This window comes from Edaphobacter bradus (assembly GCF_025685645.1).
Taxonomy (GTDB): domain Bacteria; phylum Acidobacteriota; class Terriglobia; order Terriglobales; family Acidobacteriaceae; genus Edaphobacter; species Edaphobacter bradus.
The window spans coordinates 101,702-116,963 of record NZ_JAGSYF010000004.1; the positions used below are offsets into that span (position 1 = coordinate 101,702).

12 protein-coding genes are annotated in these 15,262 nt (G+C 62.9%); 10 read left to right on the top strand and 2 right to left on the bottom strand.

Features of this window, described 5'->3' with window-relative positions:
• Nucleotides 1-11 precede the first annotated feature (11 nt).
• Nucleotides 12-2,342: an ATP-dependent DNA helicase RecG gene (recG, locus tag OHL16_RS15420; RefSeq protein ID WP_263368075.1), complete on the bottom strand. Its 2,331-nt coding sequence runs from the start codon at nt 2,340-2,342 to the stop codon at nt 12-14.
• 159 nt (nt 2,343-2,501) lie between these two features.
• Here recG and OHL16_RS15425 point away from each other — a divergent pair, with 159 nt between their 5' ends.
• From OHL16_RS15425 to OHL16_RS15450, 6 genes are all read left to right on the top strand, one after another.
• Nucleotides 2,502-3,431, top strand: a complete 930-nt coding sequence (locus OHL16_RS15425) for an ABC transporter ATP-binding protein (RefSeq protein WP_263368076.1) — start codon at nt 2,502-2,504, stop codon at nt 3,429-3,431.
• Nucleotides 3,424-4,662, top strand: a complete 1,239-nt coding sequence (locus OHL16_RS15430) for an ABC transporter permease (RefSeq protein WP_263368077.1) — start codon at nt 3,424-3,426, stop codon at nt 4,660-4,662. The genes OHL16_RS15425 and OHL16_RS15430 overlap by 8 nt, the downstream gene beginning before the upstream one ends.
• A gap of 49 nt (nt 4,663-4,711) precedes the next feature.
• Nucleotides 4,712-5,383, top strand: a complete 672-nt coding sequence (locus OHL16_RS15435; RefSeq protein ID WP_263368078.1) for a lysophospholipid acyltransferase family protein — start codon at nt 4,712-4,714, stop codon at nt 5,381-5,383.
• On the top strand, nt 5,380-6,486 hold the full coding sequence (queA, locus tag OHL16_RS15440) for a tRNA preQ1(34) S-adenosylmethionine ribosyltransferase-isomerase QueA (protein WP_263368079.1): 1,107 nt from the start codon (nt 5,380-5,382) through the stop codon (nt 6,484-6,486). Before OHL16_RS15435 ends, queA begins: the two co-directional genes overlap by 4 nt.
• Before the next feature lie 40 nt (nt 6,487-6,526).
• Nucleotides 6,527-9,361 carry a DNA polymerase I gene (gene polA, locus OHL16_RS15445; RefSeq protein WP_263368080.1) on the top strand — a complete coding sequence of 945 codons (2,835 nt, stop codon included), beginning with the start codon at nt 6,527-6,529 and terminating at the stop codon, nt 9,359-9,361.
• A 173-nt stretch (nt 9,362-9,534) separates the two neighbouring features.
• Nucleotides 9,535-10,269, top strand: a complete 735-nt coding sequence (locus OHL16_RS15450) for a tetratricopeptide repeat protein (RefSeq protein WP_263368081.1) — start codon at nt 9,535-9,537, stop codon at nt 10,267-10,269.
• Between the two features lie 8 nt (nt 10,270-10,277).
• Here the strand turns inward: OHL16_RS15450 and OHL16_RS15455 are convergent, their stop codons facing one another.
• Entirely contained in the window at nt 10,278-11,465 is a 1,188-nt protein-coding gene (locus tag OHL16_RS15455; RefSeq protein ID WP_263368082.1) for a potassium channel family protein, read from the bottom strand.
• A gap of 225 nt (nt 11,466-11,690) precedes the next feature.
• Between OHL16_RS15455 and OHL16_RS15460 the strand changes: the two genes are divergently transcribed.
• The 4 genes from OHL16_RS15460 to glmM are packed head-to-tail and all read left to right on the top strand — an operon-like array spanning nt 11,691 to nt 15,255.
• Nucleotides 11,691-12,077: a response regulator gene (locus OHL16_RS15460; protein WP_263368083.1), complete on the top strand. Its 387-nt coding sequence runs from the start codon at nt 11,691-11,693 to the stop codon at nt 12,075-12,077.
• Nucleotides 12,070-12,294: a DUF2905 domain-containing protein gene (locus OHL16_RS15465; protein WP_263368084.1), complete on the top strand. Its 225-nt coding sequence runs from the start codon at nt 12,070-12,072 to the stop codon at nt 12,292-12,294. The genes OHL16_RS15460 and OHL16_RS15465 overlap by 8 nt, the downstream gene beginning before the upstream one ends.
• Before the next feature lie 40 nt (nt 12,295-12,334).
• Complete coding sequence (gene xseA / locus OHL16_RS15470; RefSeq protein WP_263368085.1) at nt 12,335-13,909, top strand: exodeoxyribonuclease VII large subunit; 1,575 nt, start codon at nt 12,335-12,337, stop codon at nt 13,907-13,909.
• Entirely contained in the window at nt 13,906-15,255 is a 1,350-nt protein-coding gene (glmM, locus tag OHL16_RS15475; RefSeq protein ID WP_263368086.1) for a phosphoglucosamine mutase, read from the top strand. Before xseA ends, glmM begins: the two co-directional genes overlap by 4 nt.
• The last annotated feature ends 7 nt before the right edge of the window (nt 15,256-15,262 follow it).

Below are 15,262 nucleotides of genomic sequence, written 5' to 3' on the forward strand. Positions count from 1 at the left end.
GTTTAGAGGCCCTACGCTTCAACCAGGCCGTAGCGCCGCTGCCACTGCTGCTTTAGCCTGCTCCAGACGGCGTCGCGGTCTTCAGTCAAGAGCGCGGGATCTGGGTGGTGGACAAAACGCGCAGCCTCAACCTTGGCCAACTCCAGCAGCGCGCGGTCGCGCACGAGGTTGGCGACGCGGAACTCCGGCATACCGGCCTGCCGTGTGCCAAAGAACTCGCCCGGCCCGCGTTGCGCAAGATCAAGCTCGGCGAGTTCGAATCCGTTCTGCGTCGCGACCATGGCGTTCAAGCGGGCCTCGGCCTGCTCGCTTACATGGCCGCCGGTCATCAGGATGCAGTAGCTCTTTGCGGGTCCGCGGCCCACGCGTCCGCGGAGTTGGTGCATCTGCGCGAGACCGAAGCGTTCGGCGTGCTCAATGACCATCACGGAGGCGTTCGGAACATCGACGCCCACTTCGATGACGGTCGTCGCGATCAACACATCGATCTCGCCGCGCTGGAACCGGCGCATCACGATTTCTTTCTCGTCGGCGCTCAGTCTGCCGTGCAGGAGCCCGAGACGCAGGCCAGCGAGCGCTCCCTGGCGCAGCTCTTCGTGCATTTCTGTAGCTGCGCGCAGCGCCTTCTTCGGCGCGAACAGCTTTTCGGTCTTCGCCGCTTTGCCAGGCTTTGCCATGGCTGCCTTCGTGCCGCGACGCGTTTTTGAAGTGCTGGTGTTCTGCGGCTCCTGCTCTTCGGGCTCCTCTGGAGCGAAGTCCAGCTCAGGCTGATCGTCGCGCCCGCCCTCGATCACCGGATACACGATATAGGCCTGCCTGCCCGCTTCGACCTGCTTGCGGACGAAGTCCCAGACATCTCCGGCGCGCTCCTCAGTCGTGCGCCGCGTCACGATGGGCGAGCGTCCGGGCGGCAGTTCATCGATCACGCTTGCTTCAAGGTCGCCATAGAGAGTGAGTGCGAGGGTTCGCGGAATCGGCGTTGCCGTCATCACGAGGACATCAGGCTCCGATGCGCTGCCGTTGGGTCCGGGCTTCTTCATCAGCCGGAACCGCTGCTGCACGCCGAACCGATGCTGTTCGTCAACGATCACAAGGCCAAGGTTGTCGAAGTCAACCTTCTCTTCGATTAGCGCATGCGTTCCGATGGCGAGCTCCGTCTCGCCGCGATAGATTCTTCCTCGTGCTTCGCGCTTGGCTGCTTCGTCGAGCGAGCCCGTCAGCAGCGACACGCGATACGGTCTGCCTGTGCGCGGTGAGATGGCGTCGCCGAGCAGCTTGCGCGCCGAGAGATAGTGCTGCGTCGCGAGGATCTCCGTCGGCGCCATCATCGCCACCTGAAAGCCGTTCTCGATTGCGACCAGAGCGGCCTGCATGGCCACGATCGTTTTGCCCGAGCCAACGTCGCCCTGCAGCAATCGCCGCATCGGCTGCGGGCGCCGCATGTCCTCAACGATCTCGCCCAACACGCGCTTCTGCGCTCCGGTGGGGTGGAAGGGAAGCACCTGCTTGATCGCCGTGCGCACCTTTTCGTTCGTCTTGAAGGCCGTTCCCGCGCGCTCGCGCAGCCTTCTGCGCTTGAGCTCGAGGCCAAGCTCAAGGTAGAAGAGCTCTTCGAAGATCAAGCGCCTGTGTCCGGGCGTCGTCGCGGACATCAACTCAGTAATCGGAGTCCCTGCCTCGGGGAAGTGCACGGAACGCAGCGCCTCAAGCCTTCCGGGCAGATGCAGCCGCTTAAGCAGCGCCGGCGGAAGAGTCTCCGGCACACGGTTTTCGGCGGAGCCCAGCTCTGCAAGCAGACCCCACACGACTCGCCGCAGCCAACGCGAGGTCAGTTTCGCTCCCCAGGCCGTCGTGCCTCCCAGAAACTCGTAGACCGGAACGATGCGCCCCACCTCGAGCATCACAAACTCGGCTTCGGGCGAGTCAGCCGCCGGAAGAATCTCAAACTGCGGCTGGATCATCTTGAACTTGCCCGCGTTGGAGCGCGAGGCCTCCAGCTTGCCGTAGAGCGCGACCATCTGCCCCACGTGGAACTTGTCCTTCAGATAGCTGCCGTGGAACCACAGACATTTCACCGTGTCCAGCCCCTGGCCTACGGTCATCTCGAAGATGGGCATCGACCGCGTCCGCAAAAGCACCGTGCCGCGCACCTCACCGATCACCGACGCCATCGCGCCGGCCTTCAACTGGCTGATCGGCACTGGATTCAAACGGTCTTCGTAGCGAAAGGGCAGGTGGTACAGAAGGTCTTCGACGGTCTCAACGCCACGTTTCGCGAGCGCTTCCGCGACGCGCTCCCCAACGCGCTTGATGAATTTGATCGGAGTCGAAAGTTCCAGCACAGACCGATGCTACCAAGTCACCCGTGCGGTCGCCGCTTTATTGCTTGTCAGCCAACAGGTTATCCCGGTAAATTCGGCACGACAGGCCCGTCCGTCTTCTACCTGCCCCGCACGCCGGAGCCGAAGGGCCCTTAGAACGTACTGGTAAACTAGCCATTCATGCCTATCGTAGAACTCCAGCATGTCCGCAAAGCCTACGACACGAAGATCGCGGTAGACGATCTCTCCTTCCGTATTGAGCCGGGCAGCATGTTCGGTCTTCTTGGCCCCAATGGCTCCGGCAAGACATCCTCCATTCGCATGATGATCGGCATTACGGTGCCTGACTCCGGTAGCGTGCGCATCTTCGATCAGCCTTTTGATCGCAAGAACCTGCGCCGGGTGGGCTATCTGCCTGAGGAGCGAGGCCTTTACAAGAAGATGAAGGTCATCGACCAGCTCGCCTTTCTCGGCCAGCTTCACGGACTGGACGCCGGGACCGCCAACCGGCGGGCTCTCAACTGGTGTGAACGTATGGAGATCACTGAGGCGATCCCGAAGAAGACCGAAGAGCTCTCCAAGGGCATGCAGCAGAAGATCCAGTTTATCTCGGCGCTGCTCCACGAGCCTGAGCTCATCATTATGGACGAGCCATTCAGCGGTCTTGATCCTGTCAATGCAACGCTGCTGATGGATACGCTTGTCGATCTCCATCAGCAGGGCCGCACCGTGTTGTTCTCAACCCACCGCATGGATCAGGTTGAGAAGCTGTGCGACGCCATATGCCTCATTCATCGGGGCCGCCCAGTGCTGGGCGGCGGGATGCGCGAGATCAAGGCGCGCTATCCGGCGAACCGTGTCCAGATGGTCTTCACCGGCGACGCTTCGTTCCTCCATCATCCATCGGTGGAGAGCGCAAAAAATTACAACGGCATGGCGGAGATCAAGCTCCACGAGGGCGCCGATGCGCAGGCCCTGCTGGCCGAGGCCGTTCAGAAGGCGAGCATCACGCGGTTCGAAGTGATGGAGCCCACCCTCGAGGAGATCTTCATCGAAAAGGTGACGGCAGAATCAACGGAAGACACCGCCGGAGAGAGAGTCAATGCATAACGTCTGGCTGATTGCGAAGCGGGAGTATCTGGAGCGGGTCCGCACCAAGGCCTTCCTGATCTCCACGATCCTCATCCCGGTACTCATGGGGGGCGGCATCGTTGGCTCCATCGTGCTCGGCGACAGGACCAAGTCGACCTCGCACATCACCGTCGTCTCGCCGGACCAGCGACTTGCGACCGACCTGCAAGCCGAGCTGCAGAACGGCAGGGACAGCAGCATGAAGGTCGATGTGATCTCGCCCGGAAACAGCGGGACACGCGAGACCCTCGACCAGATGCTCTCCGAGAAACAGATTGACGGCTATCTGTGGATTATCCCCGCAGCCAGCCCCAAGGAGCGTCCGGCGTTCACCTTTACGCCGCGTTCGGCAGGTGATTACAGCACCAAAGGCGTTATTGTCTCGGCGCTCCATAATGTGTTGATCCGCGAGAGCCTCACTCATGAGGGCATGGTTGCCTCGGAAGTCGACTCGCTGATCGAGCCCGTCCAGGTTGACACCACGCAGGCCGGCAAAAATGCCGACACGACTTCGAGCTTCGTTGCCATCTACGTTCTTTTCTTCCTCATGTACATGGTCATTCTGCTGTACGGCATGAATGTTGCCCGTTCCATCATTGAGGAGAAGACCTCGCGGGTCTTTGAGGTTCTGCTGGCCACCATCCGGCCAGAGGAGATGATGGCCGGCAAGGTCATCGGCGTGGGATCAGTCGGGCTCACCCAGGTCGCTGTCTGGCTGCTCACTGCGGGCATTCTCACCAGCAGCTCCCTCGTGACCGCGCTCGCCGGCGACAAGGTCCACGTCACGCTGAATGCGATGCAGATCATCTTCTTCGTCGTTTACTTCCTGCTCGGCTACCTGCTCTACTCTTCCATCGCTGCCGCCCTCGGAGCCATGGTCAACTCCGAGCAGGAGCTGCAACAGCTAAACATGCTGCTCGTGATGCCCCTTGCGGGATGTTTCTTCGCGATGGTCCCTGTGATTACAAATCCCAGCGGCCCGCTCGCGCGTGCTCTTTCACTCATTCCGTTCTGCACGCCGCTCATCATGTACCTGCGTATCTCGCTGGCGACGCCGCCTGCGTGGGAGATTGCCCTCTCCATTGTCCTGATGATCGCAACCATCTACGCGATTCTCTGGGTCGCGAGCCGAATCTACCGCGTGGGGATTCTGATGTACGGCAAACGGCCGAACCTGCCGGAGATTCTTCGCTGGCTCAAATACAGCTAGACTTCGATCTTCTGCTCGGGAACAAGGGCAGGGAAGTAAACTCATTTTCGTGCCCCACGTCTACACGCTGAAGCAGCGCCTCACCCTCGCCATCGTTCCCCGGCTGGCGTACATGGCCATCTGCCTGCTTGGCGTTACGCTGCGCTTTGAAGATGTTTGCGAACCGGGAGCCTCCACTGCGTATCACACGCCGCCGCCCCTCATCTATGCTTTGTGGCATCGCTGCATGCTGGCCTGCGCGTGGCGCTTCAGAAACGGCGGCATACGAATCCTCGTCAGCCGCAGCTTCGACGGAGAACTGATCACCCGCACCGTCAAGCCGCTTGGCATTGTGGCAGTGCGCGGCTCAAGCTCCCGCGACGGCGCCGCAGGCCTGCGCAACATGCAGCGTGCCTACCTGGAGAACAACTACTGCGTCATCACCGCCGACGGTCCACGCGGCCCCGCCCAGGTTGCCAAGGCCGGAGTCGCGCAGCTGGGCAAGCTCGTTGATGCGCCTGTTGGGGCCATTTACGTCCACCCGCACCGTGCCTGGACGCTGCGCTCATGGGACCGCTTCCTGATCCCCAAGCCCTTCTCTCGCGTCACTGTTGCGTGGGCTGCTCCCGTTCCAGCCGAACAGGCCGCCGTTCAGGCCGCTCTCGATCGCGCCGTCAAGCTCGCTGAGGCGCGGAGTGAGAAGCGCGACGATTCATCGCAGACTAAACTTGTAACTGAGTGAGGGTCTCCGACTTCCATTTCGATCTTCCCGAAGGGCTCATCGCTCAGGAGCCGCCTCCCGTCCGTGGTTCCAGCCGCATGCTCGTCCTCGACCGGCAGGCCGGCGACTACCGCGACGACTTCTTCCGCAGCCTTCCAACATTGCTCCGCCGCGGCGATCTGCTCATCCTGAACGACAGCCGTGTCATTCCGGCCCGCCTGTACGCCACACGCGCCCGCAGCCGGCACACCCAGGCCAGCTCGCCCGACCCCAGCGGCCGCATTGAGGTCTTGCTGACTCAACACCTCGGCGCGGACGACTGGACCGCGCTCGTTCGTCCCGGCCGCAAGGTTCAGCCTGGCGATCGCCTCAACTTCACCTCACCCGGCGATTCTGTTCCGCTGCTTGAAGCTGAGATTCTCACCGCCGCAGACTTCGGCGAGCGCACGCTGCGCTTTACGCACACGCCTGACTTCCAGGCTATCCTCGAGCGCATCGGCCACATGCCGCTTCCTCCCTACATCCATCGCAACGATAGCCAGCAGGACCGCGAGCGCTATCAAACCATCTACTCCCACGACCCCGGCAGCGCCGCCGCTCCCACGGCGGGCCTCCACTTCACGCCTGAGATCCTCGCTCAACTCAAGCAACACGGCGTTCAGGTTGAGACCATCACTCTCCACGTGGGCCTCGGCACCTTCCAGCCGGTTCACGTGCAGAACGTCGAAGAGATCCACCTTCACGCCGAGCGCTATACTCTCCCCGAGGCGACCGCCGAGGCCATCAACACGGCCCTCCGCGAAGGCCGGCGCATCATCGCCGCCGGAACCACGACCACGCGCACGCTTGAGCACTGCGCTCACATCGCCAGCACGGACGCCTTCGAGCCGCACACCGGCCTCCGCCTTCACCCGCACTCCGGCGAGACGAGCATCTTCCTCAGCCCAGGCTACCGCTTCCGGGTCGTCAGCGGCCTTCTCACCAACTTTCACCTTCCGGAGTCGACCCTGCTGATGCTGGTCAGCGCGTTTGCCGGGCGGGAACTGGTGCTCGCCGCCTACGCCCACGCTGTGCGCGAGCGCTACCGCTTCTTCTCCTACGGCGACTGCATGCTCATCCTCTGAAAGAACCGCTGCCACGGGACGCGCTACCATCAAGAAGGCTATGGCAAAGACACAGACAAAGACCGCCAACACAGCAACGCAAAAAGCCGAAGAGAAGCCTCCTATCTATCTGCTCGACTCGATGGCCTTCATCTTCCGTGCCTACCACGCCATGCAGCGCCAGCGGCCCATGTCCACGCGCACGGGCATCCCCACGGCGGCAACGTATGTCTTCGTCAACATGATCAACAAGCTGCGCAAGGACTTTCAGCCGCAGTATCTTGCAGCCGTCTACGATCTCTCCGGCCCCGTCTTTCGCGACGAGCGCGCCAAAGAGATGAAGCCGCTGCGCAAGTTCAACGTGAAGACACAGCAGTTCGAGGAGGTCGATTACGCGGGCTACAAGGCGAACCGCACCGAGATGCCCGCCGACCTCACGCAGCAGCTTCCCTTCATCCGGCGCGCCCTCGAGTCCTTCCGGATTCCGATTCTCAGCTACGAAGGCTTCGAGGCCGACGATGTGATCGGCACGCTCTCGCACAAGCTCTCCGCGCTCGGTCACAAGGTCTTCGTCGTCTCCTCCGACAAGGACATGATGCAGCTCGTCAACGATTCGGTCAGCATCCTCAATCCAACGAAGGACAACCTCGTCCTCGATCCTGCCGGAGTCGAAGCGGCCCTCGGCGTGCCGCCCCAGCGCGTCATCGACGTCATGGCCCTGCGCGGCGACGCCATCGACAATATCCCTGGAGCGCCGGGCATCGGCGACAAGGGCTCCGTTGAACTGATCCAGCAGTTCGGCTCTGTCGAGGCCGCCCTCGATGGAGCGGACGAGGTCAAGCGCAAGACCTACCGCGAGTCTCTCAAGAACAATCGCGACAACATCCTTCTCTCGAAGGAACTTGTCACCATCCACACCGAGGTTCCCATCGAGTTCTCGCTCGACGAGATGCGCACGCAGTCGCCCGATATTCCAGCCTGCCGGGAGCTCTTCTCCGAACTCGAGTTCACCACGCTGCTCAAAGAACTCGCTCCCGCCGCCGACAACACTCCGGTTAACTACAACACGAGCCCGACTGAGTCTGAGATCAAAGCTCTGCTCGCCGAAGCGCGCGCTCTCAACAGCAACACCGGCAAGCCCAAAGGTTTCGCCCTCGCTCTCTTTGAGGACGCAAAGGCAATCGCAGCGGAGGTCGCTGCCGAGCCCGGCGAGGAAAGCGCCGAACCCGAACCGCCTCCCGCGGAAAACCTCTCGCTCTTTGGAGCCGCAGCCCCGACGCCTCTTGCGCTGGCCGGCACACCTGCTCCGCAGGACGCAGCCTACAAGCTCGGTCTTGCAGTCGACGCGACGACGGCGCTTGAGGTCTCACTCGACGGGCCCAGCGTTCGCGAGGCCCTGCTCGACCCATCACTGCCGAAAGACGTCCACGACCTCAAAGCGGTCCATCGCGCGCTCGAGCCACACGGCATCACGCTGGCTGGCGTTCGCGACGAGGTCATGCTGTTGAGCTATCTCGTCAACCCAACCCACGGCTCGCATACGCTTGCCGACGTCACCGCCCGTTTCACCAGCCGCGCCCTCACCCATGCGCCGGAGACGCTTCTTCCCGAGGCTGCCGATGCCGTCTGCCGCATCGCGCCCATCCTGCACGCTGAGATTGAGAACGCAAAGCTGACCGAGGTCTACCAGACGATCGATCTGCCCCTCGTCCCCGTTCTCCTGCGCATGGAACAGGCAGGCGTTCGCATCGATTCTGGCGTGCTTGGAGAGATGGCGAACCGCCTCTCCGTCGAGATCGACAATCTGGCCGAGCGCATTTATACGGAGTCCGGCCACCGCTTCAACATCAACTCGCCCAAGCAGCTCGGCGACGTGCTCTTCAACAAGATGCTCCTCCCCAAGCCGATGAAGTACGGCAAGGGCCGCGTCGTCTCCACCGCGCAGGACGTCCTCGAGGAGCTTGCCGAGCATCACACCGTCCCCGCGCTTGTGCTCGAATACCGCCAGCTCGCCAAACTCAAATCCACCTATCTCGACCAGCTACCCCAGCTCGCCGACCAGCAGGGAAGAATCCACACCACCTTCAACCAGGTAGGCACTGCTACCGGTCGCCTTTCGAGCACCAATCCCAACCTGCAGAACATCCCCGTGCGTACGGCTGTCGGCCGCGAGATCCGCGCCGCCTTCATCGCTGCGCCGGGAAACCTGCTTATGTCGGCCGACTACTCGCAGATTGAGCTGCGCTTGATGGCCCACTTCTCGCAGGACCCGCTGCTGCTCGACGCCTACCGCACCGGGAAAGACATCCACACTCTCACTGCCAGCGAAGTCTTCGGCGTCCCTGCCGACGCCATGGACAAGGAGACGCGCAATCGCGCCAAGGCTGTGAACTTCGGCATCGTCTACGGCATCAGCCCCTTCGGCCTCGCCGCACAACTCGGCATCGACCAGAAGACCGCCCGCGAGTACATCGAGCGCTACTTCGAGCGTTACGCCGGCGTCCAGCGCTTCATCGAGCAGACCCTCGAGACAGTCCGCCGCGATCAGGCCGTCCGGACCTTCTTCGGCCGCGTCCGCCCCATCCCCGACATCCAGTCGCGCAATCCCAACATGCGCGGCTTCGCCGAACGCACAGCGGTCAACACACCTCTCCAGGGAACAGCCGCAGACCTCATCAAGCTCGCGATGTTGCGAATCGACGCCGAAATCACCCGCCGCAATCTTCGCTCGCGCATGATTCTCCAGGTCCACGACGAGCTGCTCTTCGATGTCGCTCCTAATGAGTCTGGCGAGCTTCAGGCCATGGTCAAGCAGGAGATGGAGCACGTTGCCGAGTTCTCAGTTCCCATCGTCGCCGAGGTTGGGGTCGGCCAGAACTGGCGCGATCTCAAATAACGGAAGAGCGGTACCTGCAAGTTATGACTTCTCCAGCACTTCTGCCGCTGAAGATGTGGCACGCATTTGGGAGAGGTAACTGATAAACTTAAGGTTCTGCGCTGACTCTACGCGCAAACCTGTCTCGCGGACGTACCGACGCGCTGCGAGCCGACAAAGGAAGAATAGATCAAGTGGATCAGCAGACCCGCCAAGCTCTCAAGCACGATCAGTTCGTCGATACCGCCCAGCACGGCCTCGAATGGGCCAGCGAGCATCGCCGCTCCGTCATCACCTCCAGCGTGAGTGCGCTCGTCGCCATCATCGTCATTGTTCTCGGTGCGCTCCTGTACAACCATCGCGCCGACCAGGCCGCGACCGAGTTCGGCAACGCAATGCAGACCTACCAGACGCCTCTCGCGCAGCCCGGCCAACCCGTGCCTCCCGGCGTCAAGACCTTCCCTTCGGCCGCCGAGCGCGCCAAGGCAGCTAATCAGCTCTTCATGCAGGTGGCCGACCGCTACGGCATGACCCCCGGTGGAAGGCTCGCCCGCTACTTCGGCGGCCTAACCTATCTTGAGGAGGGGCAGAACGCCTCGGCCGAGAGCACGCTCAAGCAGGTCGCCGATGGCTGGAACAGCGATCTCTCTACGCTGGGCAAGCTCGCCCTCGCGCAGCTCTATCGCCAGACGGGCCGCTCTCAGCAGGCCATCGACCTCTACAACCAGATCGCCGCCAAGCCGTCAGCTTCTGTTCCCGCAGGTACTGCACAGCTGCAGCTCGCGGAGCTCTACGAGAGCCAGAATCAGCCCGAGCAGGCGAAGAAAATCTACGCTCAGCTGAAGGACAAGGACGCGAAGGGCCCTGCCGGAATGATCGCCGCGCAGAAGCTGAACCCCGCTCCTGCCGTTGGCCCGATGATGCGGTAACTTCTTCCTCAGTGGCCGTGGTCGTCGTGGTGCAGGAGGGCCCAGGTGCTGCGCTTTCCTGCACTGGCCTCGGCCTCCGAGCGCAGCTGCGTCAGCACAGACCACTGATCTTTATCCTTACGCTCCGGAACCCACGGAGGCAGAGGCATCCGCAGATAGTCTGAGAGCGCGCCTGCAGCCTGCTCGTAGCGTGCGCGGATTGTGTGCAGCCGGCGTGCCGAATCGGCGTCGCCGCATATCCGCAGGTTCGCATCTACAAGTGCGTGGCACAAACGTTCAAACTCTCCCGGCGGGAGCCTGTCCTTGCCCTCCTGCAGCTTCCAGATCTCCTTGTCCTGGACGTGAAAGACCTGGCCAAGATCAATCAGTGCGTGTCTCGCCATCACAAACGTAAGCTGGGCCTGCCGCGAGGGTGCTCCTTCCAGCACGGAGATCAGCAGCGCGCAGGTGTCCAGGATTGCCACCAGAGCCGAGAGCCAGCTCTGTGTGTCATGCTGCGACCGGTAGTAGCAGAGAATCGGATAGGAGATATGCGACTCCAGAATCTCGGCCGACCAGCGCTCCCACTCTTCGAGCAGCTTGGTCATGGCCTCTTCGCCACCCTCGAAACCATGCCTCCGCAGCAGCTCAGCAGCCGTCGGAGGAGACCCGGCGCGCGCATCCAGCAGTGCTATGTTCACCTCGCGCTTTGAGAATGACTGGTACAGCACCGGCAGGTAGCCGATGACGAGTGCAATAAATCCAAGTCCAACCCCCGACTCGAGGACAATCAGGCTCCTTGCCGCGAGCTTGTGCGGCAGCACGTCGCCAATCCCCAGCGTAAACAGCGTTGTTCCACTGACATATAGGTCTGTCTCGTACGGGGAGGAGGCTTTTGCCGGCCCTCCCATGGGATCGTGGAACGGCGACCCGAGGCCATAAAAAAGAAAGCTGAACCCGAAAACGAGCAGTGCGCCCCATAGCAGCAGGAGAAGAATCAGCGACAGCGGCCCAAATATGCTATAGATCTGCTCCCGGGCCTTCGCGTCCTTCATTCGCTGCCCCATCGCTGCCCACCACGCCCAGCCGAACGTGAGGAAGAGCCGGGTGATCCGGAAGCGCCCGGAAGGCCTGCGGGGTAGAACAATCGTCTGGAAGGCATCCACAAAGACGCTCAGGCAGCAGACCATTCCCGCAATTATTGCAACAAGATGCACGGAATCTCTCCTCTCCAATCGACGGCGTGCGTCAACCTTATCAGAGTGCCAACGTTTTCGACTTGGCTACGTCTGTCACAATAGATAAGCCTTCACTTCATTTTGATGTCCTTTGTCTCCACCAAATCTGCCGGAATTTCATTGGACATCATTCATGCTCTCAGCCTAAGCTTGCACCACATTGCAGCTTGGCAGCCTGAGTGATGAAGCACGAAGGGAGCCTCTATGCAGCGCGTTCTGGTCGTTGACGACGATCGTGTTGTCGCCGACACACTGGCCCTCATCTTCGAGAGGAGCGGCTTCAGCGTGCGGGTGGCTTACGGCGCCGAAGAGGCCATGTGCTTGGCCCATGAGTTCACGCCAGATCTTCTGCTCTGCGACATCGCCATGCCGGGTCGTGACGGCATCTCTCTTATGCGCGATGTGACCAGGGAGTTGCCCTCGTGCCGCATCATTGTCCTCACCGGCTTCTACTCCAACCTCAACCATGTGCGCGAACAGGCTGGCAAATTGCCACAGCCCGTCGGAATCTTCACCAAACCCTGCGAGCCCGCGGAGCTCATCCGCGAGGCCAACTCCATGCTGGCGTCACACCGTCGTAGTCATGTCTGAACTCGGCCGCATCTTCGTCTTCTTCGGCTTGCTCTTTCTCGTCGTAGGCCTCATCGCGATGGGGCTGGGTCGCCTCCATCTGCCGCTTGGCCGACTGCCCGGAGACTTCACCTGGCGGGGCCGTGGCTGGACGATCTCGGTTCCGCTGGCCACCTGTCTTGTATTCAGCCTCGTCCTCAGTCTCATCTTCTGGGTAGTCAACCGTTTGCATCGCTAGCGAAGAAACGGCCCGCCTCGTCCTGCTAGACTCAGGCGGTATGCCCCCGAAGGGAGACAAGCCGGGAGACAAGCCGCCGACTCTCGCCAGCCTCCGCGCCAGCCGCGGCCGGCAGCGCTCTGCTGCGCGCACGGCGACCTCATCGTCCCAGCATTCCGAGTCTCTCCAGACCGACTTTCTCTTCGAAGCATACGAGCAGACGCCTGAACCTCCTCCTCCGCCCCCGGTAAGCCCCGCAGTGCCGGCAGCCCCCGCTCTCCCCACCGAGCGCCTCATCTGGACTGTCCACGACCTCGTCAGCCGCATCCGCCTTCACGTCGAGACCACCTACTCCGACCTCTGGGTCGAGGGCGAAATCTCCAACTGCCGCTCCGCCCCCTCGGGCCATATCTACTTCACCCTCAAGGACGGCGAGGCACAGCTTCCTGTCGTCCTCTTCCGCCGCCAGGCGTCTCTGCTGCGCTTCCGTCCCGCCGATGGCCTTGCCGTGCTGGTGCGCGGGCGCATCTCGGTCTACGAGAGCCGCGGCCAGCTCCAGCTCATCGCCGAGACCCTTGAGCCACGCGGGGCCGGAGCCCTTCAACTCGCCTTCGAACAGCTCAAGGCACGCCTCCTCGCCGAAGGACTCTTCGACGCCGCGCGCAAGCGGCCGCTGCCTGCCTTCCCGCAGAGAGTAGGCATCGTCACCTCGCCCACCGGAGCCGTCATCCGCGACATCGTCACCGTCGTCCGTCGCCGCCACGCCCGGCTCAACCTGCTCGTCTACCCTGCGACCATGCAGGGCAGCTCGTGTCCAGGCTCGGTAGCCGAGGGTATCCGCTGGTTCAACCGCCACTCGTCGCTCGTCGATCTCATCCTGATCGCCCGCGGCGGAGGCTCTCTCGAAGACCTCGCAGGCTTCAACGACGAGGCCCTGGCCCGCGTCATCGCCGCCTCCGGGCTCCCCATCGTCTCCGCAATCGGTCACGAGACTGACTTCACGATCGCCGACTTTGTCGCTGACCTTCGCGCGCCCACTCCCTCAGCCGCCGCCGAGCTCATCACTGCTGCCCAGCACCGCATCGAGGAGCGCCTTGAAGCCCTCGACCTCCGTGCCCGCCGCGCCGTCAGCTTTCAGCTCATCGAAGCCCATCGCCGCTACGCCCGCCTCTCGGCCGAATCGGTGCTGCGCCGCCTGCGCGACTCCATCGGCGGCCGCGTTCAGCGCCTGGACGAGCTCGACCTCCGCCGCGACGCCGCCGCGCAACGCCGCCTCCGCGCTCCAACGCAAAGGCTCGCCGCCCTCACCGACCGTCTTCGCCACCAGGACGTCACCCTCCGCGCGGCCGCCTCGCGTCGTCGTCTCGAACGCAGCACCAGCAGGCTCGATCATCTCGCCTCACAGCTCACTGCAGAGCGGCGAAACCGCCTCAGTGCGGCCAGCGCGCGACTGCACGCACTCTCGCCCCTCAACGTCCTCGCTCGCGGCTATGCTCTTGTCTACGCAGCCGATGGAACCCTCCTGCGCTCCGCTGCCGACACGGCCCCCGGGCGGACCATCCGCGCTCGACTCTCGCAGGGCAGCCTCGAAGCGCAGGTAACCGACACCAAACTAACGGAGAAAAGCACCACATGAAGAAGCTCTTCGGCACCGACGGCATCCGCTCCGTCGCAGGCCAGTACCCCCTCGATCCCCCCACCGTCTACGCGATTGGCATCGCGTTGGCCCACTCGTTGGCGGTCACATCGCCCTCGCCGCGGGTCATTCTCGGCATGGACACCCGCGAGTCCGGCTCCTGGATCGCCGCCACGCTCACCGCCGGCCTCACCGCGGGAGGCGCCTCCGTCGAGAGCGCGGGAATCATCACAACTCCGGCCATCGCTTTCCTCACCCGGGCCCACAGCTTCTCCGCTGGCGTCGTCATCTCCGCCTCGCACAATCCCTGGGAGGACAACGGCATCAAGGTCTTCGGCCCCGACGGCTACAAGCTCCCCGACGCTACCGAGCTCGCTATTGAAGGCGAGATCTTCCGCCGCCTTCAGTCTTCGGGAGACGCCGAGCCTCCGAAGGCCACAGCTCCCGAGGTCAATGAAGCCGACCGCGCCGAATACATTCGTTTCCTCCTCGCCTCCGTCCCCGGCCTCTCGCTCGACGGCCGCCGCATCGTCATCGACTGCGCCAACGGTGCCGCCTCTGCCGTCGCTCCTCAACTCTTCACTGGCCTCGGCGGCGAGGTCATCATCACCCACGCCAGCCCCGACGGCCGCAACATCAACGAGCACTGTGGCGCTCTGCACCCCGAGATCGTCGCCGCGACGGTGAAGCACCAGAAGGCATCGCTTGGAATCACCTTCGACGGCGACGCCGACCGCTCGCTCTTCGCCGACGAGCATGGCAACGTCATCAATGGCGACGCCGTCCTCCTGCTCGCTGCGCGCGACCTGCAGGCACGCGGCCTGCTCACCAACTCCACCGTTGTCGCCACCACGATGTCCAACATGGGCCTCGAGGCCGCTCTCAAGCGCTCGAATATCCAGATGCTCCGCGCCCCTGTTGGCGACAAGTACGTCCTCGAGCAGATGCTCTCCACCAACGCCGCGCTCGGCGGCGAGCAGTCCGGCCACATCATCTTCTCCGGCCGCTCCACTACGGGCGACGGACTCCTCACCGCGCTTCTTCTGCTCGATATCGTCCATCGTAGCGGCAAGACCCTCGCCGAGCTCGTCGCCGATCTCAAGGTCTTCCCGCAGGTCATCGTCAACGTCAAGGTCCGCGAGAAGAAACCACTCGATGCCATTCCGTCGGTCGCTGCCGCCATCGCTGCCGCAGAAAAAGAGCTCGCCGACTCAGGCCGCGTCGTTATACGCTACTCCGGCACCGAGGCCCTCGCTCGCGTCATGATCGAAGCCGAGTCCGAACCGCTCATGCGCCACCACGCCGACACCATCGCCAACGCCATCCGCGCCGAGCTTGGCGTCTGATCCAGGT

Bases quoted from the DNA above. Each gene is read 5' to 3' on its own strand.
- polA (WP_263368080.1), top strand. From the start codon at position 6,527: ATGGCAAAGACACAGACAAAGACCGCCAACACAGCAACGCAAAAAGCC.
- OHL16_RS15425 (WP_263368076.1), top strand. From the start codon at position 2,502: ATGCCTATCGTAGAACTCCAGCATGTCCGCAAAGCCTACGACACGAAG.
- OHL16_RS15465 (WP_263368084.1), top strand. From the start codon at position 12,070: ATGTCTGAACTCGGCCGCATCTTCGTCTTCTTCGGCTTGCTCTTTCTC.
- glmM (WP_263368086.1), top strand. From the start codon at position 13,906: ATGAAGAAGCTCTTCGGCACCGACGGCATCCGCTCCGTCGCAGGCCAG.
- OHL16_RS15460 (WP_263368083.1), top strand. From the start codon at position 11,691: ATGCAGCGCGTTCTGGTCGTTGACGACGATCGTGTTGTCGCCGACACA.
- xseA (WP_263368085.1), top strand. From the start codon at position 12,335: ATGCCCCCGAAGGGAGACAAGCCGGGAGACAAGCCGCCGACTCTCGCC.
- OHL16_RS15430 (WP_263368077.1), top strand. From the start codon at position 3,424: ATGCATAACGTCTGGCTGATTGCGAAGCGGGAGTATCTGGAGCGGGTC.